This is a genomic window from Microbacterium sp. EYE_78 (assembly GCF_023149035.1).
GTDB lineage: Bacteria > Actinomycetota > Actinomycetes > Actinomycetales > Microbacteriaceae > Microbacterium.
The window spans coordinates 579,836-605,399 of sequence record NZ_JAHXMY010000002.1 but is presented as its reverse complement, the minus strand read 5'-3'; the positions used below and the strand labels follow the sequence as shown (position 1 = coordinate 605,399).

The 25,564-nt window shown below is 72.8% G+C and carries 15 protein-coding genes; 14 read left to right on the top strand and 1 reads right to left on the bottom strand.

Annotated elements, in window-relative coordinates; genetic code table 11:
• The first annotated feature begins 23 nt into the window (after positions 1 to 23).
• Both KZX17_RS09975 and KZX17_RS09970 read left to right on the top strand, forming a co-directional pair.
• On the top strand, positions 24 to 1,631 hold the full coding sequence (locus KZX17_RS09975; RefSeq protein WP_248172739.1) for an ABC transporter permease subunit: 1,608 nt from the start codon (positions 24 to 26) through the stop codon (positions 1,629 to 1,631).
• The gene (locus tag KZX17_RS09970; protein ID WP_248172736.1) at positions 1,631 to 2,563 is read left to right on the top strand and encodes a sugar ABC transporter permease; all 933 of its coding nucleotides are present in this window, start codon (positions 1,631 to 1,633) and stop codon (positions 2,561 to 2,563) included. The genes KZX17_RS09975 and KZX17_RS09970 overlap by 1 nt, the downstream gene beginning before the upstream one ends.
• 65 nt (positions 2,564 to 2,628) lie before the next feature.
• On the opposite strand, the gene rsmI is transcribed toward KZX17_RS09970, so the two are convergent.
• Complete coding sequence (rsmI, locus tag KZX17_RS09965) at positions 2,629 to 3,447, bottom strand: 16S rRNA (cytidine(1402)-2'-O)-methyltransferase (RefSeq protein WP_248172733.1); 819 nt, start codon at positions 3,445 to 3,447, stop codon at positions 2,629 to 2,631.
• Between the two features lie 23 nt (positions 3,448 to 3,470).
• Here rsmI and KZX17_RS09960 point away from each other — a divergent pair, with 23 nt between their 5' ends.
• From KZX17_RS09960 to hrpA, 12 genes are all read left to right on the top strand, one after another.
• The gene (locus tag KZX17_RS09960) at positions 3,471 to 5,063 is read left to right on the top strand and encodes a phospholipid carrier-dependent glycosyltransferase (RefSeq protein ID WP_248172730.1); all 1,593 of its coding nucleotides are present in this window, start codon (positions 3,471 to 3,473) and stop codon (positions 5,061 to 5,063) included.
• A 52-nt stretch (positions 5,064 to 5,115) separates the two neighbouring features.
• Positions 5,116 to 6,153: an FHA domain-containing protein gene (locus KZX17_RS09955; protein ID WP_248172720.1), complete on the top strand. Its 1,038-nt coding sequence runs from the start codon at positions 5,116 to 5,118 to the stop codon at positions 6,151 to 6,153.
• A 100-nt stretch (positions 6,154 to 6,253) separates the two neighbouring features.
• A complete protein-coding gene (locus tag KZX17_RS09950) occupies positions 6,254 to 7,408 on the top strand; it encodes a serine/threonine-protein kinase (RefSeq protein ID WP_248172717.1) in 1,155 nt (384 codons plus the stop codon).
• A gap of 30 nt (positions 7,409 to 7,438) precedes the next feature.
• On the top strand, positions 7,439 to 13,345 hold the full coding sequence (locus KZX17_RS09945; RefSeq protein WP_248172714.1) for an Ig-like domain-containing protein: 5,907 nt from the start codon (positions 7,439 to 7,441) through the stop codon (positions 13,343 to 13,345).
• Positions 13,346 to 13,382: 37 nt separating this feature from the next.
• Entirely contained in the window at positions 13,383 to 14,411 is a 1,029-nt protein-coding gene (locus tag KZX17_RS09940; RefSeq protein WP_248172699.1) for a MoxR family ATPase, read from the top strand.
• Positions 14,408 to 15,757, top strand: coding sequence for a DUF58 domain-containing protein (locus KZX17_RS09935; protein WP_248172696.1), 1,350 nt, complete (start codon positions 14,408 to 14,410; stop codon positions 15,755 to 15,757). Before KZX17_RS09940 ends, KZX17_RS09935 begins: the two co-directional genes overlap by 4 nt.
• The gene (locus KZX17_RS15200; RefSeq protein ID WP_248172693.1) at positions 15,754 to 18,246 is read left to right on the top strand and encodes a transglutaminase-like domain-containing protein; all 2,493 of its coding nucleotides are present in this window, start codon (positions 15,754 to 15,756) and stop codon (positions 18,244 to 18,246) included. The genes KZX17_RS09935 and KZX17_RS15200 overlap by 4 nt, the downstream gene beginning before the upstream one ends.
• Before the next feature lie 42 nt (positions 18,247 to 18,288).
• Positions 18,289 to 19,479, top strand: coding sequence for an FHA domain-containing protein (locus KZX17_RS09925; protein ID WP_248172690.1), 1,191 nt, complete (start codon positions 18,289 to 18,291; stop codon positions 19,477 to 19,479).
• The gene (locus tag KZX17_RS09920; protein WP_248172674.1) at positions 19,476 to 20,330 is read left to right on the top strand and encodes a PP2C family serine/threonine-protein phosphatase; all 855 of its coding nucleotides are present in this window, start codon (positions 19,476 to 19,478) and stop codon (positions 20,328 to 20,330) included. The genes KZX17_RS09925 and KZX17_RS09920 overlap by 4 nt, the downstream gene beginning before the upstream one ends.
• Positions 20,323 to 20,880 (top strand): hypothetical protein, encoded by a 558-nt coding sequence (locus KZX17_RS09915; protein WP_248172670.1) that lies wholly within the window; start codon positions 20,323 to 20,325, stop codon positions 20,878 to 20,880. The genes KZX17_RS09920 and KZX17_RS09915 overlap by 8 nt, the downstream gene beginning before the upstream one ends.
• Positions 20,877 to 21,623: a hypothetical protein gene (locus KZX17_RS09910; RefSeq protein WP_248172667.1), complete on the top strand. Its 747-nt coding sequence runs from the start codon at positions 20,877 to 20,879 to the stop codon at positions 21,621 to 21,623. Before KZX17_RS09915 ends, KZX17_RS09910 begins: the two co-directional genes overlap by 4 nt.
• 61 nt (positions 21,624 to 21,684) lie before the next feature.
• Positions 21,685 to 25,563 carry an ATP-dependent RNA helicase HrpA gene (hrpA, locus tag KZX17_RS09905; RefSeq protein WP_248172664.1) on the top strand — a complete coding sequence of 1,293 codons (3,879 nt, stop codon included), beginning with the start codon at positions 21,685 to 21,687 and terminating at the stop codon, positions 25,561 to 25,563.
• The last annotated feature ends 1 nt before the right edge of the window (position 25,564 follow it).

Below are 25,564 nucleotides of genomic sequence, written 5' to 3'. Positions count from 1 at the left end.
ACCTTCTCGGATAGGGAGATGACATGACGGCTCTCGAGAGCACCGTCGCGCCGGAGCAGGCACCGCCGCCGGCCGAACCCCACGCCCGCCGCTGGTCGGGCCTCGGCTGGGGATTCCTGGTCAAGCTGCTCATCATGGGCGTCGTCAACGCGCTCGGCCTCATGGGCATCGTCGCGGCCTTCCAGGCCCAGTCGTGGCTCGTGTTCGCCATCGCGCTCGCGCTGCTGATCGCAGCCGACGTGATCTACTTCACCAAGCGCGCGCTCCCCCTGAAGTACCTGTTGCCGGGACTGTCGTTCCTGCTGGTGTTCCAGGTCTTCATCTTCCTCTACACGGGCTACATCGCCTTCACGAACTACGGCGCGGGCCACGTCGGCTCGCAGGACCAGGCGGTCGCCGCTGCACTGGCGCAGGGCGAACGCCGCGTCGAGGGCGCGCCGACCCTCCCCCTGACCGTCGTCGAGCGCGGCGGCGAACTCGGCTTCGCGGTGGTGCAGGACGGCGAGCTCCTCGCCGGCACCGCGGACGAGCCGCTCAGCGTCGTCGGGGCCGCGCCGGCATCCGGCGCCGCCACCGAGGTGCCCGGGTTCACCGTGGTGCCCCGCAACGACATCATCGGCGACCAGGCCACCCAGCAGGCGGTCGTCGACCTGCGGGTCCCGGTCTCCGACGACCCGAACGACGGCTCCATCCGCACGCGCGACGGGTCCAGCGGCTCGGTCTACCTCTCCACGATGACGTGGGATGCGCAGGCGCAGACGATCACCGACAGCGCGACCGGCCTCGTCTACAGCGCGAGCCCCACCGGCAACTTCGTCGCCGAGGACGGCACCGCGCTCCCGACCGGATGGGTCGTGAACGTCGGCTTCGACAACTTCGTGCAGCTGTTCACGAACCCCGACATCGTGCAGCCCCTGCTGCTCGTCTCGGGATGGACGTTCGTGTGGGCGATCCTCTCGGTGCTCATCCCGTTCGCGATGGGCCTCGTCTTCGCGCTCATCTTCAACGATCCACGGGTCCGTGGCCGCAAGGTGCTGCGGACGCTGTTCATCCTCCCGTACGCCTTCCCGGCATTCATGTCGGCGCTGCTGTTCCGCGGCATGTTCAACGCCGAGTTCGGGGTCATCAACGAGTTCTTCTTCGGCGGCGCGAACATCGACTGGCTCGGCGACCCGTGGCTCGCCCGCGGCGCGGTGCTGTTCGTCAACGTGTGGCTGACCTACCCCTATTACTTCCTCGTGTGCACGGGTGCGCTGCAGGCGCTCCCGCAGGACGCCCTCGAAGCGGCCTCGATCGACGGCGCCGGCCGATTCCGTCAGCTGCGGGCGATCATCCTGCCGCTGGTCCTCGTGTCGACGGCGCCGCTGCTGATCTCGTCCTTCGCGTTCAGCTTCAACAACTTCACGATCATCTACATGTTCAACAACGGCGGTCCGTCGATCCCCGGCGCGCCCTACGCGCTCGGGTACACCGACATCCTCATCTCGGCGATCTACGACATCTCCGGGGTCTCGGGCGGCGCGGCCGACTACGGCCTCGCGAGCGCGCTGTCGATCCTCGTGTTCATCGTCGTGGGCGTCATCTCCGCGCTCGCGTTCCGTCAGACCAAGAAGCTCGAGGAGTACCAGTGATGTCCGCTCCCACCACCGCGACGATCACGACCGGAACGCAGCGCCCCCGCGGGCGCGCCACCACGGCCGCGCCCCTGCGCCCCGCGCAGCGGCGACGCTGGGTGCTCGAGGTCGGCTGGAAGTACCTGGTCGCCGCCGGCATCCTCTTCTACGCGATGTTCCCGCTCGTGTACGTCCTCTCGGCCTCCTTCAACCCGAACGGCACGCTCTCGGCGGCGAACGCCCTGTTCTCCGTCGTCGACGTCGGGAACTACGCCGCCCTCAGCAGCACGAGTTACTGGGCGTGGTACGGCAACACGCTCCTCGTCGGCGGCGCCTCGGCGCTGGGCGCCGTCATCATGGGCGCGGCCGCCGCGTACGCGTTCTCGCGGTTCCGCTTCACGGGGCGCCGCATCAGCCTCACCGCGCTGCTCATCGTCCAGATGTTCCCGCAGGCGCTCGCGTTCGTCGCGATCTTCCTCATGCTCCTGACCCTCGGCGAGGTCTTCCCCGTCCTCGGGCTGAACTCCAAGATCGCCCTGATCTGCGTCTACCTCGGCGGCGCGCTCGGGGTGAACACGTTCCTCATGTACGGGTTCTTCAACACGATCCCGATGGAGATCGACGAGTCGGCGAAGATCGACGGCGCGACGCACGCCCAGATCTTCTGGCGCCTCATCATGCCGCTGGTCACGCCGATCCTCGCCGTCGTGGGGCTCCTGGCCTTCATCGCCGCCTTCGGCGACTACATCATCGCGAAGATCGTGCTCGTCTCGGAGGACAACTGGACCCTCGCGGTGGGCATGTTCCAGTGGGTATCGAACCAGCTCGCCAGCAACTGGGGCCTGTTCGCGGCCGGCGCGATCCTCGCCTCGGTGCCCGTGCTCGCACTGTTCCTGTCGCTGCAGCGGTACATCGTCGGCGGCCTGACCGCCGGTTCCGTCAAGGGCTGATGTCGGATGCCGCCCGGGGCCGCGCCCCGGGCGGACGCCTTCCCCTGGTGATCACACCCAGGCGGTCATCCCCGGGCGGCGACGGCGGCGCGGTACAGATCGCGCGAGGCGAGTCCCGTCTCGCGCGAGACCTCGCCCGCGGCATCCTTCAGTCGCATCCCGCCCGCGACGAGGCGCAGCACCTGCGCGAGGGCGTCGTCGGCGCTCACCGCTCGAACCGGCGCACCCTCCACGACGACGACGATCTCGCCGCGCACTCCCGCCGACACCCAGGCGACGAGCTCGGCGAGCGACCCCCGGGCGACCTCTTCGTGGAGCTTGGTGAGCTCGCGGCAGACGGCGGCACGTCGATCCTCGCCGAACGCCTCCGCCATGGCGACGAGGGTGTCGGACAGCCGCGACGGCGCCTCGAAGAACACCATCGTCCGCGGCTCCGAGGCGAGTGCGCCGAAGACGGTGCGTCGCTCCCCCGCCTTCCGCGGCGCGAACCCCTCGAAGGTGAACCGGTCGGTGGGGAGCCCTGCGAGCGCGAGCGCGGTGATCACGGCGCTCGGTCCAGGGAGGGCGGTGACGTCCACGCCCCGCGCCGCCGCCTCGGCGACGACGGCGTAGCCCGGGTCGCTGACCGTCGGCATCCCCGCGTCGCTCAGCAGCAGCACGTCGTCCTCGGCCGCGAGAGCCACGAGCTCCGCGGCCCGCTGCTTCTCGTTGTGGTCGTGGAGCGCGATCAGGCGCGGCCGATTCGCGATCTTCAGCGCCTGCAGCAGCCGCTGCGTCGTCCGGGTGTCCTCGGCTGCGACCACCGTCGCCTCCTCGAGCGCGGTCCGCAGGCGATCCGACGCGTCGCCGAGGTTTCCGATCGGGGTCGCGGCGAGGATCAGCACCGCCCCAGCATAGGCTGGTCGCCGTGAGCCAGGCCCTGCGACCGCTGCCGTCGGCGGGGTCCCGTGGCGGCCGGCTCGACGCCTGGCGGGACCGCCTCGCCGCCGAACCGGCGCTGCACCGGCGATGGTCGTGGATCGCGCCGATCGCCGTCACGCTGCTGGCCGGCATCCTGCGGTTCTGGAACCTCGGTCACCCCCACGCCATCGTCTTCGACGAGACCTACTACGTGAAGGACGCGTGGAGTCAGTGGAGCCTCGGCTACGCCGCCACCTGGCCCGAGGGGGCCGACGAGCGGTTCGCGGCCGGTGAGACCGACATCTTCACGACGGACGCGAGCTTCGCCGTCCACCCTCCGCTCGGGAAGTATCTGATCGGCGCCGGGATGGCGCTGTTCGGCGCGCAGTCGAGCGTCGGCTGGCGCGTCGCGGTCGCCCTCGCCGGCACGCTCGCGGTCCTCGTGCTCTATCTCATCGCCTGGCAGCTCTCGCGGTCGATCGTGTTCGCCACGATCGCTTCCGGCCTCTTCGCGATCGACGGGCTCGCGATCGTCATGAGCCGCGTCGCGATCCTCGACATCCTCCTCACGCTCTTCGTGCTGCTGGCCGTGCTCTTCGTCCTCCTCGACCGGCGTCGGCATCTCGACGCGCTCGCCGCCGCGACGCGGGCACGGGATGCCGCGGGTCGCGCGATGTGGTGGGGCCCGGTGCTGTGGAACCGCCCCTGGCTGATCGCCGCGGGGATCGCCGGCGGTGCGGCGTGTGGCGTGAAATGGTCGGGTGCGTGGGTCCTCGCCGCCCTCGGCCTGTACGCCGTGGTCAGCGACGCCCTCGCACGACGCCGGCTCGGGATCGGCTTCTGGCCGTTGGATGCCGTCCGCCAGGGCGCGGTCGCGTTCGTGCTGCTCGTCCCGGTCGCCGTGCTCGTCTACGTCGCGACCTGGATCGGCTGGCTCACCACCGACGGCGGGTACGAGCGGCACAGCGTGGACGCGTCGCCTGCCCGCGGGGTCTGGGGATGGGTCCCGCTGGCGCTGCAGAACCTCTGGCGATACCACCAGACGATCTACACCGCGACCGCCGACATCACCTCGGAGCACCCCTACGCGAGCCCCGCGTGGCAGTGGCCGCTCCTGCTGCGCCCGACGGCCATGTACTCGCAGAACACCCCCGACGGCGTCGACGGCTGCGCGAGTGCCCGAGGGTGCATCGAGATCCTCTACAGCCAGCCGAATCCGCTCGTCTGGTGGGGCGGCGTCCTCGCGACGCTGTGGCTGCTGTACCGCTGGGTCAGGACGCACGACTGGCGCTTCGCGGTCGTGCTCGTCGGGGTCGCCGCGACCTATCTGCCCTGGCTCTTCTACCCCGAGCGGACGATCTTCCAGTTCTACACGGTGCTGATCCTCCCCTTCCTCCTCCTCGCGGTGGCCTTCGCGCTGCGGGACGTCGCCGGGCCGCCGCACGCCCCGGCGGCACGTCGTGCGGCCGGGAGGCGCACCGTGGGCGTCGTGCTCGTCGCCGTCGCCCTCGTCTCGGTGTTCTGGTACCCGCTCTGGTCGGCGATGCGGGTGCCGTGGGAGTTCTACTGGATCCACAACTGGCTGCCCGGTTGGGTCTGACGGCACGCGCGCCGCGACGGAGCGCCGCACCGCCGCTCAGTAGGCTGTGACCGTGTTCCGTTACCCCACGCCCTCCGTCCCCCGGGAGGCCGGGTACGCGATCGCCGGTGACCGGTTCGCCATCCTGGTCGCCGCGCACGTCGGCGACGGCGTCGTGGCACGCCTGTGGAACGCGGCCGCGGCCGAGACCGCCGTCCTCGAGGACGTGCTGAGCGTCCTCGTCGCCGGCGGCATCCACTCCCTGCCCGACTTCGCCGTCGCCGAGTTCCCCGAGTCCGGTCCGGAACCCCTGCGCGTCGCCGTCCGCGGCTCGGCGGTCGTCGAGACGTCCGCGCACGCGCGGATCGTCGGAGCGGATGCCCGCACGTGGGTCGAGACGGCCGTCGCGGGGGCCGACGGCATCCGCTTGGCGCTCGCGGGCGCACCCGCGGGCCACGATCTCCTGCCGCTCGGCCTGGGCGTCGCGCGCGCAGACGAGCTGTCGTGGGGCCGACCCTTCGCCGCCGGGCACGCGGAGGACCCTGCGGCGCCCGGCGTGGTCGAACCCCTCACCGAGGCGATCGTGCTGCCCACGACCCCGCCCGCGCCGCCGCTGCGCGGTGAGGAGCCCGACGTGCTGCAGACGATCTCGATCGACCGCAGTCTGTTCGCCCGACCGCTCGACGAGGAGGACGACCTTCCGGACTTCCTCCGCGACGCACCCGACGACCGCACCCTGCTCGGGTCGCGGGCGGCGGCGCCGGCACCCGCCCGGGCGGCCGCAATGGTGCTGATCCTCAGCGGCGGCGGCGTCGTGCCGCTCGACCGACCCGTGGTCCTCGGCCGGGCGCCGCGCCCGGGCCGTCACACCGGCGCGCGGATCGAGCGCGTCCCCTCCCCCCGCAAGGAGGTCTCGGGCACGCACCTCGAGGCCACCCTCGACGGCGAGACGCTCATCGTCCGCGACCTCGATTCGACCAACGGCACGATCGTCCGCCCGCCGACCGGCGCGGCCGCGCTGCTGCGGGGCGGCGCCGCATCCCGAGTCGTCCGCGGCACCGAGCTCGATCTGGGTGACGGCGTCACGGTGCTCTTCGACGTCCAGCCGTGACCGTGGGGAGCCGGTGTTCCCTCACTACGGGGCGTATGTTAGAAAACCTTCACGAAGGTGACGACGGGCTGCGCGGCGCGCCCGCGGCGATGACGGTGGGGTGAGCGACGGCGTGTCCAGCAGGCTCCCCTCCACGCCCCCCGGGCTCTCCGGATTCACCTACGTGCGACCGCTCGGCGCCGGCGGCTTCGCCGACGTCTTCCTCTTCGAGCAGAACCTCCCCCGGCGACCGGTCGCCGTCAAGGTGCTGCTCGAGGACGTCGTCGACGACAACGTGCTGCGCATGTTCAACGCCGAGGCGGATGTGATGGCGCGGTTGAGCGCCCACCCGTCCATCCTCACGATCCACGAGGCGTCCATCTCGTCCGACGGCAGGCCGTACCTCGTCATGGAGTACTGTCCGACGTCCCTGACGCACCGTTACCGGCGCGAGGAGATCCCCGTCGCCGAAGTCCTCCAGCTCGGCGTCAAGATCGGATCGGCCCTCGAGACCGCCCACCGGGCGGGGCTCCTCCACCGCGACATCAAGCCCTCCAACATCCTCGTCACCGCCTTCGGATCGCCTGTCCTGTCCGACTTCGGCATCGCGGCCGCGGTCGAGAGCCGCCCGGGCGCGGAGGAGGTCTTCGCGATGTCGGTGCCGTGGTCGGCGCCCGAGGTGGTCGACGAGCGGGTGTCCGGGTCGGTGGCCGCCGAGGTGTGGAGCCTGGGGGCGACCGTCTACTCGCTGCTGGCCGGACGGAGTCCCTTCGAGCGGTCGGGTCGGGGGCAGAACACCCGCGACCAGCTGAAGGCTCGCATCCGCAAAGCGGTCTACACGCCGGTCGGGCGCGGCGACGTGCCGGCCGAGCTCGACGCGGTCCTCGCCCGCGCGCTCAGCCGCGATCCGGCTGCACGCCACACGTCGGCGGCCGCCTTCGCGCACGACCTGCAGGTGATCCAGCACCGCCTGGGTCTGCCCCACACGCCGCTGGAGGTCGCCGTCGACGAATGGGCCTCGGCGGGTTCGCCCGTGGATTTCGACGACGACAGGGCACGGGGGCCCGTGCGATCCGCCGTCGCCTACGAGACGCGCCGGCCGGCACGCCAGCGCGTGAGCGTCGCGCGACGCCCGGATGAGGGCACCATCCTGGCGGGCGCCGAACCGCGACGACGCCCGCCGGTCGCGATGATCGTCGCGCTGAGTGTCGGCGCGCTCGTCGTCGCCGGCGGCGGCACCCTCGCCGCGATCCTGCTCCTGGGCGGGGCGGGCTGAATGGCGCCCAGCGGGCAGGAGCGACCCCGCGTGCGCCGATCGACGTGGATCGGCGCCGCGGCCGCGACGACGATCGCCGCGGTCGCCGTGACCCTCGCCGTCGTCTGGCCCGGGTACGACGCGCAGCAGACCCCCCTCGACGACCCGACGGTGTGGGCGCTGCAGAACGGCGCCGGAAGCGGCTACGCCCGCGTCAATCTCGATCTGGGCGAGGTCGACACCGTCAAGCAGGTGGAGAACGGCACGCAGCTGGCGCAGACCGCCGACCGGCTCTTCGTCTACAGCGACGGCGGGTCCTCGTTCTCCGACGTGGACCTCGCCGCTCCCGCGGACCTCACCTCCGAAGCGGACGACCTCTTCACCCCGACCCCGCCCGGCACGATCGAGATCCTCTCCGCGGGGGACGCGATCGTCTACCGGACGGAGGGCGGCGGCGTCTTCGGCGCGACCCTCTCCGGCGGCGGTGCCGCTGCACCGATCGATCCCTACGCGGGGGTGGAGCGCGACGCCGACGCGCCGAGGTTCGCGGCATCCGCCGTCGCCGTGGACGCTGAGGGCATCGTCTACGCGTACTCGGCGGCGGAGAGCGTCGTCGTGCGTGCCGACGCCGCGACCGGCCGCATCCTCGGCCAGGACGACACCCCCATCTCCCCCGCGGACGCCCAGCTGACCGCCGTGTCCGGGACGTGGGTGCTGTACGACGTCGCGACGGGCGAGGTCGCCGTGCGGGGGCGCGACGACCTCATCACCACGGATCCCGTCTCGGCGCCGACCCTGCAGCGCGCGGCGACCGCGGGGACGGATGCCTACATCGCCGATCCGACGGGCCTCACCCGCGTGCCGCTCGAGTCGGGACCGGCGGAGCGCGTGCTCGACGACCCGGCCCTCGGCATCCCCGCAGCGCCGGTGCCTGCCGGAACCGACGTCCACGCGGCGTGGCTCCGGGACGGTTCCTCCGGCGGCACCCTGTGGTCCAGTGGCCGTCCGGGCGACCGCGTGGAGCTCGACTACGCCGGTGCGGACATCGGCGACAGCGCGGACCCGGTGTTCATCGGCAACGGCTCGCGCACGGCGCTCAACGACCGCAGCTCGGGGTGGGTGTGGGAGGTGCCGTCGGGGACCCTCGTCCCCTCGTCGCAGCAGTGGCGGATCGAGGACACCACCGAGGCGGAACAGGAGAGCGAGGAGACCTCCGAGCGGGTCCTGGACCCGAAGCCCCCCGTCGCCGTCGACGACGCCTTCGGGGTGCGCGCCGGGTCGGTCGCGCTCCTGCCCGTGCTCCTCAACGACCACGATCCCAACGAAGACGTCCTCAGCATCGACCCGGCGTCTCTCGAGGGTCTCGACCCCGCATTCGGCACGGCGTCGATCACCGGTGCGGAGCAGCAGGTCGCCGTGACCGTCGCGCCCGACGCGACCGGGTCCACGACCTTCCGCTACCGCGTCACGGACGGCACCGCCGACGGCGGGCTCTTCTCCGAGACCGCCACGGTCACCCTGCGAGTCGTGCCGGAGGACGAGAACACGGCGCCGGTGTGGTGCGGTGTCGACGGATGCCTCGAGACCTGGCCCTCGCTGTCGGTGGCGCCCGGCGGCACCGTCACCGCGGACCTGCTGAAGGGCTGGGTCGACCCCGACGGCGATCCGCTGTACCTCTCGGGCATCGAGGCCCCACCCGCCGTCGGGAGCGCGACGACCTCCCCCGAGGGCGAGTTCACCTACCAGCACCCCGATCCGAGCGCCACCGAGGGCGCCGACGTCCAGATCGGGATCGTCGTCGCCGATGCATTCGGCGCGTCGACCACGCAACCGCTGTCGATCGAGATCACGCCCGCCCCGGAGCTGCGCGCCGAGTCCTTCGCCGTGACGGGCGTCGTCGGCGAGCCGGTCGACGTGTCGATCGCTCCGTACGTGACGGGCGCATCGGGACCGCCCGCGCTCAGCTCCGTGGTCTCGCTCGACACGTCCCGGACCACCGCGACCCCGAACCCGTCCGCACTGGGGCTGACCTTCACCGCAAGCGAAGCGGGGTCGTACGTCGTGCAGTATTCGGTCCGGGACCGGGTGGGCGAGGCATCCGCCCTCGTCCGGGTCACCGTCCGCGACCCGCAGGACGTGACGGTCTCGACGCCGCCGCTGACGGCCTTCGTCCGGCCGAGCGAGGACGCCACGATCGACGTCGCGAGCGCCGCCGCGAACCCCGCGGGGCTGGTGCTGCTGCTGGAGGACATCCGTCCCGACAGCGACCCGACGGCGTCGCTCAGCGTCGATCTCGTGGGCCAGAGCCTGCTGCGCGTGAGCGGGTCGACCGACGACGGCGGGCCTGGCCGGCTCGGGGTCGTCCGCTACCGCCTGACCGATGGTCGGGACGACGATGCCATCGGCGCGACGGGCGAGCTGACCGTCATCCTGTTGCCGGCGGGGTCGGCCGAGCCGCCGATCGCGGTCGACGACGCGGTGACCGTGCGCGCGGGTGCGCAGGTCGACATCCCCGTCCTGGAGAACGATCGCGCCCCCGCCGGCGCGCAGATCGCCATCGACCCCTCCTCGGTGGTGAATGAGACCGGGGGCGGTCTGGCGTTCGCGTCCGGACGGCTGCTGCGCTACCTCGCGCCGCGCACGGCCGGCACGTACGCCCTCACCTACACCGTCTCGCGTCTCGGCTTCCCCGAGGTCGTCGACACCGCCCGGGTGACCGTGACGGTGACCGCCGGCGACGAGAACCGCGCCCCCGTCCCCCGGACGCTCGTGGGGCGGGTCGTCGCGGGTCAGGCGGTCACGATCCCGTTCGACGCGTTCGCCGTCGACCCCGACGGCGACGAGGTCACACTGGACGCCATCACCCAGCAGCCGGCCGAGGGTGCCGCCGCGATCTCGGCGGACGGCCGATCGATCGTCTACACGAGCCGCGAGGGCTCGAGCGGGCAGGTGCGCTTCGCGTACCAGGTGCGCGACGCCCGCGGCGAGACCGGACGCGCCGACGTCCGGGTCGGGGTGATCGACCGCCAGAGCGACCCGAGCCCGGTGACCTTCAGCGACTACGTCCAGGTGCAGGCGGGCGAGGGCAGCGAGGTCATCGTCCGCCCCGCCGACAACGACCTCGATCCGTTCGACAGCCCGCTCGAGGTCGCGGACATCACTCCGAACGCGCCCGCGGGCTCGCCGGAGTTCGACGCCCTCACCGAACGGATCGTCCGGAACACGGGCGGAGCCGTCACGATCGCGGCCGGCACCGCCCTCGGGACCTTCTCCTACAGCTACACGGTCGTCAACGCCGACGGCGACAGCGCCATCGGGCTCGTCGTGGTGAAGGTCGTCCGCGACCCGGTGCCGGATCACCCCGTCGTCCGCGACACGGTGCTCACGCTCGAGGACCGCGACCGATTCCCGGGCGGCGTGGACGTGCTGAGCGGCATGGTCTCGTGGAGCGGTGGAGACCCCTCGGCGCTCCGGCTCTCGCTGTGGGGCTCGCCGGACGATCTGACCGTCGACGGGTGGGAGATCTCCGGCGACCTCCCCGAGCGCTCGCGGCTCATCCCCTTCGAGGTGACGGGAACGGCCTTCGACGGGGCGGAGGTGACGTCCTACGGATTCCTCCGCGTGCCGGGGACGGCCGATCTGCGGCTGTCGCTGCGTGCCGGTCTGCCGCCGTTGCAGGTCGCCGAGAACGCATCCGTCGACCTCGACCTGTCGGATGCCGTCGTGCTGCCCGACGGGGAACGACTGCTGCTCGACGCCGGCTCGGTCAAAGCCGGCGGGGCACGGGCCGAGGCGGACTGCAGCGTCGTCTCCGGAACGCGCATCCGGTATTCCGCGGGACGCGGTGCGCCGTGGTCCGACTCCTGCATCGTCGGGGCGCGACTCACCGGACAGGAGCAGGCGACCTTCCTCGCGATCCGCGTCGAGGTCGAAGCGGAGACGCCCCAGCCGACACTGCGCAGCGCGTCGCTCGGGGTCCGGCCGGGAGAGACGCAGACGTACGACCTCGGTCGGATGGTGCGCTGGGCGGGCGTCGCCGACGACGCCGCCCTCCGCTTCGCCGCGGACTACTCGGGCGACCAGTTCGAGGTGGTGGCCGAGGGCGACCGGCTGACGGTCACCGCCGCCGACGACGCCCGTCCGGGCCGCGAGGAGCAGGTCGTCGTGAGCCTGCCGAGCCATCCCGAGACGCCGTCGGCCGCGGTCGTGCTGACCGTCGGCCCGTCGCCGTCGACGCTTCCGCGCGGCGGGTCGGCCACCCGGACCTGCTCGCAGTCCGACGGCAGCACGTCCTGCACGATCGAGGTGATCGGCGCCGCGGGCGAGGTGAACCCGCTGCCGGGGACGGCCCTGCGGGTCGTCGCCGCCTCAAGCGCAGGCAACTGCGACGGCGTGCGCTTCTCCCCCGCCGGCGAGCGCGCCGTCCGTGCGAGCTGGTCCTCCGACGCCGAGGGCGCCGCCCGCTGCATCGGCTCGTTCGTGGTCGAGGATGCGCAGGGACGGCAGTCGAGCGGGGATCGCAACGGCTCGGTCACCCTGGACCTGCGCGGGCTGCCGGCGGATCCGACCCGCGTGGAATGGACTGCGTACGGCCCCGACTCGGTGACGCTGCGCGTCGTCTCGGATGCCGGGTCCTACCCGGGCGTGGACCGGTACCGCATCACGACGGGCGGCCGCGAGGTCGCGTCCTGCGCGGCGTCGGGCGTGTGCGGCCCGATCGACGCGCCCGTCGGCGAGAAGCGCGTCTACGAGGCGCGCGCGGTGAACGAGGTCGGCGCGTCGCGCGGAACGGTCCGCACCGAGGCGTGGGCCTACCGGTCGCCGGCGCAGCCGACCGGGTCTCGCTTCGACCCCGTCCCCAACGGCAACGACGGCGGGGTCGCGACGGTCACGATCACCGGACTCGACGACACGACCGGCAGCGTCCGGCTGTCCGGGGGCGTCGCGGGGAGTGCGACGCAGTCCGTCAGCGGCGGGACCGCCACATTCGCGGGGTACGCGATCGGCGCGAACGACCCGACGACGCTCATCGCGACACCGCTGACCGAGTTCGACCTCCCCCCGATCGCCGGCGGCTCGAGCGAGGGCGGCGAACTCCGACTCGAGGCGCACGGCGTCGGTGCACCCCGCATCGAGCTCTCCCAGACCACGACGTCCGATTCGATGACCGTCACGGTGCGCGTGCTCTCGCAGAGCGCGGGCACCCAGATGCTGTTCGGGTACAGCGAGCGGTCGGCTGCGCAGTGCACGCCCGACACGACGCAGTCGAGCAGGACCTTCCCGGCGGAGACGTTCCGCTCGAAGACGATCCACGTGTGCGCGACGAGCACGTTCCGCGGCGCGGCGGGGTTCGGGACGGCGGCAGCGGAGATCACCGCCCGTCCCACCGGCAGCGTGGGTGCTCCCCAGGAGATGACCTACACGGTCGAGCCGCGACCGAGCGGCGATCAGTCCAGCGGTTTCACCTACGGCATCTCGCGACGTCCCGACGCGGGACGACCGCCGTTCGAGGATGCCCGGCTCCGGTACTTCCTGAACGGGACACCTCAGGATGCGTTCGAACCCCGCCTGAATCAGCCCGGCGACAGATGGACCGCAGCGTGGTGCGACACGTTCCTCGGCGTCGACGGCCGGTGCTCCGACGCCACCCCCATCAACCCCGCGGCGAACAGCGCGGACTACCCGATCTTCGTCTCGACCGCCGACGTCCCCTCGTGCCGTTCCGATGCTGCGGCGCCCGACTGGCGCCCAGCCGGATTCGGCGCGGACGTCGCGACCGTCGAGAAGAGCGTCCGCAGCAGCGCCCTCGGGCCGGAGCGGGTGACGTACACCGTCGATTGGATCGGCGCACTCGACGGCCTCGACGAGGTCTCGGTCAGCGTCGACTGCGAGCAGATCGCGCCGCCCCCACCCGACCCCGAACCCACGCCCACGCCGACCGAGACCCCCGTCGGCTGATGGCGACCGCAGCCTCCCCGCATCCGAGAGGAACACGATGACGATCACCCAGGAGCAGAGCACCTGGTTCTCCGAGACCTTCGCGACACTGGTCGAGAACGTCGAGCAGGTGGTGCTCGGCAAGCGTCACGTCATCGAACTCGCGTTCACGACGATGATCGCCGAGGGGCACCTCCTCCTGGAGGACTACCCCGGCACGGGCAAGACCTCGCTCGCACGCGCCATGGGGCGTTCCGTCCAGGGGTCGAGTTCCCGCATCCAGTTCACGCCGGACCTCCTCCCGGGGGATGTGACCGGCATCACCGTGTACGACCAGCGGCGGGGCGAGTTCGAGTTCCATCAGGGACCGATCTTCGCCAACGTCGTCCTGGCGGACGAGATCAACCGCGCCTCGCCGAAGACCCAGTCGGCGCTGCTCGAAGTCATGGAGGAGGGACACGTCACCGTCGACGGCATCACCCGCCCGGTGGGGCTCCCGTTCCTCGTCGTCGCGACTCAGAACCCCGTCGAGCAGGCGGGGACCTACCGTCTCCCCGAGGCCCAGCTCGACCGATTCCTGATGAAGACCTCGCTCGGCTATCCCGACCACGCAGCGACCATCCGCATCCTCGAGGGGTCGAGCGAGAGCCGCCGCGACGTCGAGCCGGTCATCACCCCGCAGGGTGTGGTGAGCCTCGCCGACATCGCGCGCGGCGGCTACCTGCATCCGCTCGTCCTCGACTACATCGCCCGCATCGTCGACGCCACGCGGCTGGCTCGGGAGGTCCGGCTGGGCGTGAGCGTCCGCGGCGCCCTGGCCCTCACCAAGGCCGCACGCACGTGGGCTCTCGCCCACGGACGCACCTACGTCACCCCGGACGACGTGAAGGCGCTCGCCGGACCGGTGCTCGCACACCGCCTGATCCTCGACCCCGAGGCGGAGTTCGACGGCGTCACGGCGGAGGCCGTCGTGGGGCAGATCCTCCTCGACGTCGTCCCGCCCAGCCAGCGCGACGACCTCGGCGGTGACGCGGCGGCGCGCAGCGGCGACCGGCTCCGCAGCCGCGGGCAGAGAGAGAGTGTGTGAGCTCCTCCACCGATCCGCGACTGACCCGGACCCCGTCCGACACCGGGTACACGCGCACCGCCTTCGGCACCGCGAGATCGACGACCGTCCTCGCGGCCCGCGGCGTGCGGTCCTGGCGTCGGGTGCGGCGCGCCGTGCGCGTCGCGTCCGGGTGGGTCGCCGAGACGGTGTCGGCGGCCGGATGGGTGGTCCTCGGCGCCGCGACGCTCGGCCTGTGGGCCGGAGTTGCCCTCGGCGTGCTCGAGTTCGCCGTCGCGGGCGCCGCAGCGCTCGTACTCATCCTCCTCGCCGTCCCGTTCCTGTTCAGCGCGCGCTCCTACGACGTCGCCCTGCTCCTCGAACACGATCGGGTCGTCGCCGGAACGCCGGTCGAGGGCCGTCTGGTCGTCACGAACGTCGGCCGGTCGGTCGCCCTGCCCGGACGGGTGGACGTGCCCGTCGGGGACGGTCTGGTCGACGTGCACGTGCCACTGCTGCGGCCCCGACACGACTTCTCCGATGCGGTGGTCATCCCGACGCAGCGCCGCGGTGTGGTGACCGTGGGCCCCGCTCGCACCGTCCGGGGCGATCCGCTCGGCATCCTCACCCGCGAGGCCGTGTGGCAGGACACGCACACGCTGTACGTGCATCCGGTGACCACGGCCCTGCGCAGCACCGCCGCCGGGCTGATCCGCGACCTCGAGGGCAGCGCGTCGCGCACCGTGGTGGACGCGGACTTCTCGTTCCACGCGCTGCGGCCCTACGTCCCCGGTGACTCCCCCCGCCAGATCCACTGGAAGTCGACCGCCAAGACCGGCGACCTGATGGTCCGCCAGTACGAGGAGACGAGGCGTTCGCGCATGGTGGTCGGGCTCTGCCTCGGCGACGCCGAGTACGCCGACGAGGACGAGTTCGAGCTGGCGGTCAGCGCGGCCGCATCCATCGGTGTGCGAGGCATCCGCGACGGTCGCGACGTCGACCTGGTCGTGGGCGTCGAGACACCCGAGTTCGCCCGGGCGGCTCCCCGCAGTGTCCGCGAGCTCGCGACGGTGTCCGCGCGGACGCTCCTCGACGACCTGGCCGGCGTCGAGCGCGCAGAGCGGGTCGGGGCGCTGCGCGAGGTCACCGCAGTCACCGCATCGGCGCATCCCGACGTCTCCGTGGCGTTCCTCGTGTGCGGCTCACCCCTCACCCCCGCCGAGCTGCAGACCGCCGCACTCGCCTTCGGTGCCGAGGTCGCCGTCGTCGCCGTCGTGTGCGCGCCCGCGTCGGAAGCGGGCATCCGGCGCCTCGGGACGATGACGGTGATCTCGATCGGCCTGCTCGACGACCTCCGCCAGCTGCTCGCCAGGGGGGCGCAGTCGTGAGCGCGACGTCGCGACGCGCCGCACGCGTCGGTCGGGAGCGGACTTCACGCGCCCGTTTCATCGTGACGCAGGCGATCCTCGTCGACCTCGTGCTGGCCGTCGGGGTCGTCGCCGTGTGGCCGATCTACCGCAGCACCGCCGTCGTCGTGACGGCCGCCGTCGGCATCGCGGTGGGTCACCTGGTCGCTGCAGCGGGCACGCGGTGGCGGTGGTCGGGGTGGTGGGTCGCGCTGGCGGCGCTCGCCGCGTACATCGTGACGGGTGTGCCGGCAGCCGCCCCCGGATCGTTCGGGTCGACCGATGCGCTCCTGCGCTCGCTGGTCGGCGTGGTGACCGCTCCCGTGACCGGGTGGAAGGACCTCCTCACCCTCGAGCTCCCGCTCGGCAGCTACCAGACCACGCTCGCTCCGGTCCTCTTCGTCTTCGTCGCGGCGACCACGGCCGCGCTGAGTCTCGCGTGGCGAGCCGCTCGGCTGTGGACCCTCGCCGCGCCCGCGTCGCTCGTCCCCGCCGTCGTCGGCGTCGTCTTCGGTGCCCGGACCCTGTCCGCTCCGATCCCCCTCGGTCCGGTCCGGGTGCAGCCCGAGGCGATCGTGGGCGTCGCCGGTCTCGTCGCCGCCCTCCTCGTAGTGGTCTGGCGCACCCGGTTCGAGCGGCGCCGTGCGCTGGCGACGGCAGCAGCGGCATCCGGTGTCCGCACGACCGGTCCCGTCCGGCGAGGGCTGCTCGGCCGGACGGCGTCGGCGGTCGCGATGGTCGCCGTCGCCGTGACCGCCGCCGCCCTCTGGGCCCCGTGGGCGCTCGAGGACCGGCCGCGCGCGGTCGCGCGGACCTCGATCGCGCCGGTGCTCGAGATCGAACGCGCGCCGAGCCCGCTCGGACAGTACCGTGCCTCGTTCGCCGACGACGCCTACGACGAGGAGCTCTTCCGCGTCGACGCCCCGGCCGGCGTCGACCGCATCCGGCTCGCGACCCTGTCCTTCTTCGACGGGCGCGCCGCGCGAGCACTGGACCCCCAGGCGGGGCCCAGCGATCCGACCACCGCGTACACGCGGGTGCCGTCGCGGATCGACGGCATCGACGGAGGGACGGTCGAGGCGACGGTCGAGATCGCCGGATGGCGCGGCATCTGGATGCCGACGGTCGGCCGGCTGCGCGCCGTCGCATTCGAGGGCGCCCGCGCAGCGGACCTCGACGACGGCTTCTTCCACAACGCGGCCACGGGCGCCGCCGTCGAGATCGCCGACCCGGGGTTCACATCGGGCGACCGGTACCGGCTGACCGCCGTCGACGGCACGGACGACGCGGACCTGCGCTCGCTCACCCCCGCGCGGACCGGGTCCGGGCTGCCCGACTCGATCGTCCCCGACAGCCTCGGCGAGTGGGTCGAGGCGCAGGGTGCCCCCGCCGGCGGGCAGGGATTGGCGCTCCTGATCGACCGTCTCCGCGCCCGGGGATACCTCAGTCACACGCTGCTGGTCCCCGAAGGCCGCACGCCGCGCTGGGCCGCGGAGCTCGGTCAGGTCGACGTCCAGCCCTCGCGCGCGGGCCATTCCACCGATCGCATCGGCGACCTCTTCCGCCAGCTGCTGGACCGCCAGCGCGAGGTGGGCGATGCCGGCGATGCGGCGCTCGTCGCAGGCATCGGCGACGATGAGCAGTTCGCCGTCGCCGGGATGCTGCTGGCCGACCACCTCGGCTTCGATGCGCGCATCGTGGTGGGGACGCGTCTCGCGTCGTCGGAGGAGCTGCCCGTCTGCGACGACGGCGTGTGCCGCGGCGGCGACCTCGCGGCGTGGATCGAGGTCCGAGGCGCCGCGGGCGACTGGGTGTCCGTGGACGTGACGCCCCAGTCGGCCGCCTTCCCCGATCCCGATCTCGAGGAACGCCGCGATCCGGAGAATCCGACCGAGGTCCGCCGCGATCAGGCCGAACCCGTGCTGCCCGCCGAGGCCGATCCCGCCGACGGCGCGGAGCAAGACGATCGCGAGGCGGAGTCGGGCGTCGATCTGGGGGTCCTGTGGACCGTGCTCCGCGTGGGCGGGGTGTCGGGGGGGCTCGTCCTGCTGCTGTTCGGGCCGCTGGCGCTCATCGCTGCGGCCAAGGCGATCCGCCGCCGCCGTCGACGGCGGTCGCCGGTCACCGACGAGCGGTTCGCGGGGGGCTGGGAGGAGTACGTCGACACGGCGGTCGACCACGGCTACGACGCGCCTGCCAGCGCGACGCGCCTGGAACTCGCCGCGCTGTGGTCGAGGGCCGCCGAGGACGCATCCGGCACCGACGGCGAACGCCTGGCGCGGTGGGCGGACCGCGCCGTGTTCGACGCGAGCCCCCTCCCGGATGACGAGGGCGACCGGTTCTGGGAGATCGTCGAGCAGGAGCGATCACGGTTCGCGTCGGAGAAGGGCTTCTGGGCGCGGTGGCGGGCGCGCCTGTCGCTGCGATCGCTGCGACGTGCTCGGCCACGGCCGCGCGGAGGGCGCGGCTAAGGTGTGCGATGCAGGACCTACGGTGAGGGAGAACGAGGACACATGGGTGTTGGTGCGGCAGATGCGGACGGGGCCGTCGCCGTGGTCTCGGCGGTGACGGCCGTCGGAGGCGGCGCTGTCGGCGCGTCCCTCGGCCTGACGGTCCTGCAGCTGGCGCTGTTCGCCGGGGTCTACGTGTGGACGGCGCTCGCGCTCCGCGCGGTCTTCGCCAAGGTCGGTCAGCCGGCGTGGAAGGCCTGGACACCCGTCGTGAACCTCTGGACGCTGTTCGAACTGGCGGGGATGAAGGGCTGGTGGGCCGTGGTCCAGGTCGCCGCCGGGGTGATTGTCACGATCGTCGCGTCGATCACGGGTGCGCTGTTCCTCGCGGCGGCACAGGATGCCGCGTTCAGTGGCAGCAGCGCCAGCGCGGCCGGCGCACTCGCCGGCGCGGCAGCTGTGCCGCTCATCCTGTATTCGCTGTTCGGCGTCGGCGTCCTCATCCTGCAGGTGCGGATGATGCGGCCGCTGAACCGCGGGTTCGGTCTCGGCCCCGGGTACGTCGCCCTCGGCACGCTCGTCCTCCCGCTCTGGGCCAGCATCGTCGGCTGGGGGGCGGCGACGTGGCGCGGTGTGCCGAAGCCCGGCATCCCTCCGACGCCGTTCGCCGCGGCCTCCCCGGTCGCACCGGCAACGGTCGACACCTCGTCCTTCGCTCCCCCGGCTCCCTCGGCCGCCGTCTCGACGCCCTCGCCTGCTGTCTCAGCGGCTCCGGCCGCTGTCTCGGCGGCTCCGGTCCCTGCCCCGGCGCCCCCGGCGCCGTGGGGACCGCCGGCCGCACCGCCCCGCGTCGGGGCGTTCGCTGATCCGCCCGCGGTCGACGGCGCCGACGGCGTCGACGAGCACACTGTCCTGGCCGCCCACCGGCGAGCGTCGCCCGCGCTGCGACTGCCGGACGGCACCACCGTGCCTCTGACCGGCGGCGACGCGGTCCTCGGTCGCAATCCCATCGCCCCTGGCGAGGCCCCGGACGCGCAGCGCGTCGCGATCGACGACGTCACCAGGACGGTGTCCAAGACGCACGCGCTGCTCCGGCGCAGCGCGGCGGGATGGACGATCACCGACCTGTCCTCGACGAACGGGGTTGTCGTCGGCGAGGGGGACGACGAGATCCCGGTCGCCGTGCCGACGCCGGTGACCGGCCGCTTCCTGCTCGGCGATGCCGAGTTCTCGCTCGACCCGGGGACACGATGACCACCCGTCCCGACCCGGCGCCCCGGCACCTCGAGGTGATCAGCGGCGCACGCACCGACCCCGGACTGCGGCGAAGAGTGAACGAGGACGCCTACCTGGCGAGCTTCCCCGTCTTCGTGGTCGCGGACGGCATGGGCGGTCATGAAGCCGGTGATCTGGCGGCGGCGGCGGTCGTCGACGCCTTCCGCCCGTTCGTCGGACGCAGCGACCTCACCCCCGAGGAGGTCGCCGACGCGGTGCGTCGCGCCCACCGGGCGGTCGGGGTGATCGCCCAGGGCACCACGCGCGGCGCGGGGTCGACCCTGAGCGGGATCGTCGCCGTGCGGCAGGACGGCGAGCAGCGCTGGCTCGTGCTGAACGTCGGGGACTCGCGCGTCTACCGCCTGCTCTCGGAGCGTCTCGAGCAGCTCACGGTCGACCATTCCGTCGCGCAGGAGATGGTGGATGCCGGCCGCCTCACCCGCGACGAGATGTCGAGCTTCGAGGGGCGGAACGTCATCACCCGCGCCGTCGGCGGCGTGCACAGCCCGGCCGACTACTGGCTGCTGCCGGTCGTGACCGGGGAGCGGCTGCTCGTCTGCTCCGACGGACTGTCGGGTGAGATCTCCGACGAGGCGATCCGGGCGGGCCTCCTCGTCGGCGGCTCGCCCCTGCAGACCACCGGCGCGCTGATCGCCCAGGCGTTGGCTCACGGCGGACGCGACAACGTCACCGCCATCGTGGTCGACGTGGTGGGGGGCGGCATCCACCCCCGCTTCGACGACACCACCGGCGGGCTTGCCAGCGGCACGCCCGCCACGGGCACCATCGAGGCGGCGACCGTTCCCTCCCGGCGGCGGCGACGTGGCTGAGCCCGAGGAGGAGCACACGCGACTGTCCGCACGACGGCTCGCCGACGAGACCCGGATCGCGGGTCGCCGCGACGCGGACGACACGGTGCTGTCCGAGCGGCGCACCCCGGACGAGACACGCCTGTCCGAGCGGCGTGCCCCGGACGAGACACGCCTGTCCGAGCGGCGGTCGGGCGACGACACCCGCCGATCGACCGGCGAGGTGCGCCCGTCCGAGGAATCCTCCGACGCCACCGCGGCGACGGAGACGATCGTCCAGCGTCCCGCAGCGCAGGCGCGGATCGCGCACGGGCGCGCCGACACCCCGCGCGCGGCCGCGGCTCCCGGCATCCGCGCGGCGCACGCGGTGTACGCGCCCCGCGGCGGCGATCCCGCGCCGGCGGTGACGCGCGCACCGGTGACGCCGCCGCGCGCCACCGGACGCCCGGCACCGCCGCCGAGACGGCGGGCCGGTCGGGGACTGATCGCCGGCCTGATCGTCGGCGGACTCCTGATCGGGGCGGTCGGCGCCCTGCTCATCGCACTGTCCATCGGAGGGGGAATGTCATGACGGAGGACGTGGAGACCACGGCCGAGACCACGACGCGGGAACTGGGGATCGAGTTCTGCGGCGAATGGTTCCATCCCACCCCCGACCGGGGGTACTCGATCGGCCGCGACGCGGACCTCGTCGTCGACACCAACCCGTATCTGCACCGTCGGCTCCTCGAGGTGCAGTGGACGCAGGACCTGTGGTGGCTCGCCAACACGGGCAGGTCCATCTCCGTCGCCCTCGCCACGGCCGACGGCGCCTATCAGGCGATGCTCGGCCCGGGCACCCGTGTGCCGCTCGTCTTCCCCGAATTGATCGTGATGTTCACGGCCGGTGCCTATACGTACGAGCTCACCATCCACAACGAGGCCGCACGGTTCACCGGGCGCGACGCCTTCGCGGGCGACGAAACGACCGACGGCGGCACCACGATCGGTGCGCTCCCGCTGACCTCGAGCCAGCGGCTGCTCCTCATCGCGCTGTGCGAGCCGATCCTGCGCGGCGGGATGATGGGCTCGAGCCAGATCCCCAGTTCCGCAGCCGCGGCCGAACGTCTCGGCTGGCCGTTGACGACCTTCAACCGCAAGCTCGACAACGTGTGCGACAAGCTCGACCGCGAGGGCGTGCAGGGGCTCCGGGGCGGCGCGGGCAAGCTCGCCACGAACCGGCGCGCCCGCCTGGTGGAGCACGCGGTCCTCTCGCGGATCGTCACTGCGGCCGACCTCCCGCTGCTCGACGCCGAGGGGGCCTCGGACCGCTGAGGCGCACCGCCCACGCGCAGAGCGACCGCCGGCATCCGCCCGCGCGATAGCATCGAAGGCTGTGTCCGCACCCGCACCCGTCCTCTCGTATCCCCCGGAGCTGCCCGTCAGCGCCGCACGGGACGAGATCACGCGCGCCATCGCGGAGCACCAGGTCGTCATCGTCGCCGGGGCGACCGGGTCGGGCAAGACGACGCAGCTGCCGAAGATGTGCCTCGAGCTCGGCCGCACGCGCATCGCGCACACCCAGCCTCGGCGCATCGCGGCGCGGTCGATCGCCGAGCGCCTCGCGCACGAGGTGCAGGTGCCGCTCGGGGGCGCGATCGGCTACAAGGTCCGCTTCACCGACGAGGTGACCGATGCCACGCAGGTCACGCTGATGACCGACGGCATCCTGCTCAACGAGATCCACCGGGACCGACTGCTGCACCGCTACGACACGATCATCGTCGACGAAGCCCACGAGCGGTCCCTCAACGTCGACTTCCTGCTGGGCTACCTCGCCCGCATCCTGCCCGAGCGTCCCGACCTGAAGGTGATCATCACGTCGGCGACGATCGACCCGGAGAGCTTCGCGGCGCACTTCGCCGGGGCGGCGCCGGACGGCGAGCGCGTCCCGGCCCCGATCATCGAGGTCTCGGGCCGCACCTACCCCGTGGAGATCCGCTACCGCGCGCACGACGAGGAGACGGAGGACGACGTCGACGGTCTGCTCGCGGCGCTCCGCGAACTCGATCGGGAGCCCGACGGCGACGTGCTCGTCTTCCTGCCGGGCGAGGCCGAGATCCGCGACGCGATGGATGCCGTCCGCGGCCTGTACGCGAAGGACGCCCGTCCGACCGAGGTGCTGCCGCTGTTCGGACGGCTCTCGTCCGCCGAGCAGCACCGTGTCTTCGAACCGTCCGCGGTCGCCGGCGTCCGGCGACGGGTCATCCTCGCCACGAACGTCGCCGAGACGAGCCTCACGGTCCCCGGCATCCGGTACGTCGTCGACACCGGCACGGCGCGCATCTCGCGCTACAGCGTGCGGTCGAAGATCCAGCGACTGCCGATCGAGGCGATCTCGCAGGCCTCGGCGCAGCAGCGCTCCGGCCGCGCCGGGCGCACGTCGGCGGGCATCGCGATCCGCCTGTACGGCGAAGACGACTTCGCGGCGCGTCCCGAGTTCACCGAGCCCGAGATCCTGCGGACCTCGCTCGCGTCGGTCATCCTGCAGATGCTGTCGCTCGGTTTCGGGGACGTCACCGAGTTCCCGTTCCTCACCAAGCCCGACAGCCGCGGGGTGAAGGCGGCCGTCGAGCTGCTGACCGAGCTCCGCGCCGTCGCAGGGCGCACCGGCGCGATGCGGCTCACGGGCCTCGGTCGCCGCATCGCGCGCCTGCCGATCGACCCGAGGTTCGCGCGGATGCTGCTCGAGGCCGAGACGCTCGGCGTCTCGCGCGACGTCCTCGCGATCGTGTCGGGGCTGTCCATCCAGGACGTCCGCGAGCGTCCCGAGGAGCGCCGCGAGGAGGCCGACCGCCTGCACGCGCGGTTCGTCGACCCGACGAGCGACTTCCTCACCCTGCTGAACCTCTGGAACCACCTGCGCGAGCAGCGGCGCGAGCTCGGCTCGAGCGCGTTCCGGCGTCTCTGCCGCAGCGAGCACCTGAACTACGTGCGTGTCCGCGAATGGTTCGACGTGCACCGGCAGCTCTCGACGCTCTCCCGTTCGGGTTCGCCGAAGGATGCCCCGCGTCAGGCCGCGGGCGCCGCCGATCCCGACGCGCTCCACCGGGCGATCCTGTCGGGGCTCCTCTCGCACATCGGCATCCTCGACACCCGCTCGGTGACCACCGATCCCGCGAAGAAGAACGCCCGGAAGCCTCTGCCGCAGTACCGCGGCGCGCGCGGCGCCTCGTTCTCGGTGTTCCCCGGCTCGGGCCTCCGCAAGGCCTCCCCCGACGCCGTCATGGCCGCCGAGCTGGTCGAGACCTCGCGTCTGTTCGGCCGCACGGTCGCCGCGATCGACCCAGCGTGGGCCGAGGACCTCGCCGGCGACCTCGCGCACCGGAGCCTCAGCGACCCGCACTGGTCGAAGGATGCCGGCGCTGCCGTCGCGGCCGAGAAGGTGACGCTCTTCGGCGTCGAGATCATCCCGCGCCGCCGGGTGCAGCTCGCCCGCCGCGACCGCGACCTCGCCCGGGAGCTGTTCCTGCGCCACGCGCTCGTCGAGGGCGAGTGGAACAGCCAGCACCTCGACAAGCGGCTCACCGCGTTCGAGCGCCGCAACGGCGAGCTGCGGCGTCAGCTCGAACGCATCGAGGAGCGCGAGCGCCGCCGCGACATCCTCGTCGGCGACGAAGCGGTGTACGCCTTCTACGACGCCCGCGTGCCGCACGACGTGTTCGACGTCCGCTCGTTCGAGGCGTGGTGGCGCGAGACGCAGCCCGCCGCCCCGAAGCTCCTCGACATGACCGAGGCCGACCTCCTCGGCGAGTCCGCCCGCACCGACGAGCGCGACTTCCCGACGCGCTGGCGTCAGGGCGACCAGGTGCTCTCGCTCGCCTACCGCTTCGAGCCCGGCGCACCCGACGACGGCGTCAGCGTCGTCGTGCCCCTCGCCCTGCTCGCCCAGCTGCGCCCCGACGGGTTCGACTGGCAGGTCCCCGGCATGCGCGACGAGCTCGTCACCGGGCTCATCAAGGCGCTCCCGAAGGCGATCCGTCGGCACGTCGTGCCTGCGGCGGACTGGGCGAGCACCCTCGGCGACGAGCTGCGCGGGTCGGGCCCAGAGGACACCGACGGACTCCCGGCATCCACGCTCCGTGCGGCCCTCGCCGCGCGCATCCAGCGCGTCGCGCACCAGCCGGTCACCGAGCGCGACTTCGACCTCGAGCGCGTCCCCGCCCACCTGGGTGTCTCGTTCCGCGCCGTCGACCAGCGCGGGCGCACCGTCGGGTCGTCCCGCGACCTGCGCGAGCTGCAGGACCGTCTCGCCGGCCGTGCCCGCGAATCGGTCGCCCGCTCGCTCGCGCCGAAGCGCGGCCCGCAGCCGGCGGCATCCCCCGCCGCGACCGTCGCCGCCGCGAGCGCCCCCATCGAGCGCACCGGCATCACGACGTGGGACGTCGGTGACCTGCCCGAGGTCGTCGACACGAAGGTCGCCGGCGGCGTGGTCCGCGGGTACCCGGCGCTCGTCGACGGGAAGGACGGGGTGTCGCTGCGCATCGAGGCGACCGCCGAACGCGCCGCCGAGCTCACGCGCGCCGGCGCCCGGCGGCTGCTGCTCCTCGCCGTCCCCTCGCCCACCGCCTACGTCATGGACCACCTGACGGCGCCCGAGAAGCTCGCCCTGGCGGCCTCGCCCTATCCGTCGGCGAAGGCGCTCATCGAAGACGCCCGGGTCGCCGTCGCCGACGCCGTCATGGGGGATGCGGTCATCCGGACCGAGGCCGCGTTCACCGCCGCCCGCGACGCGTTCTCGGCGCGCATCGTCGACGAGCTCTTCCGCACGGTCTCGCTGGCCGCCCGCATCCTCACCCTGCAGCGCGACGTCGAGCGCGCGGTGAAGCACCAGAACTCGATGACCCTGCTCGCGGCGCTCGGCGACGTGAAGGCGCAGCTCGCGGGGCTCATCCATCCGGGGTTCCTCTCCCGCACCGGCGTGACGCGGCTCGCGCACCTCCCCCGCTACCTGCAGGGGGCGAAGGAACGCGTCGACGCCCTCTCGGACAACCCCGGGCGCGACCGGCAGCGGATGACCGAGTACGAGCGCGCCGCAGCCCTGTTCACGGATGCCGGGGGCGCGCTCCCGCTCCCCGCGGACGCACCGGCGCACCTGGTGCACGCGCGCTGGCTGCTCGAGGAGTTCCGCGTGAGCCTGTTCGCGCAGCGGCTGGGCACGGCCGAACCGGTCTCGCTGCAGCGGATCTCGAAGGCGCTCGCGGGGACGGGCTGAG

What these genes read in the sequence shown, in the direction of transcription:
- KZX17_RS09975 (WP_248172739.1), top strand. Translation starts at nt 24, where the DNA reads ATGACGGCTCTCGAGAGCACCGTCGCGCCGGAGCAGGCACCGCCGCCG.
- KZX17_RS09970 (WP_248172736.1), top strand. Translation starts at nt 1,631, where the DNA reads ATGTCCGCTCCCACCACCGCGACGATCACGACCGGAACGCAGCGCCCC.
- KZX17_RS09940 (WP_248172699.1), top strand. Translation starts at nt 13,383, where the DNA reads ATGACGATCACCCAGGAGCAGAGCACCTGGTTCTCCGAGACCTTCGCG.
- KZX17_RS09925 (WP_248172690.1), top strand. Translation starts at nt 18,289, where the DNA reads ATGGGTGTTGGTGCGGCAGATGCGGACGGGGCCGTCGCCGTGGTCTCG.
- KZX17_RS09920 (WP_248172674.1), top strand. Translation starts at nt 19,476, where the DNA reads ATGACCACCCGTCCCGACCCGGCGCCCCGGCACCTCGAGGTGATCAGC.
- KZX17_RS09910 (WP_248172667.1), top strand. Translation starts at nt 20,877, where the DNA reads ATGACGGAGGACGTGGAGACCACGGCCGAGACCACGACGCGGGAACTG.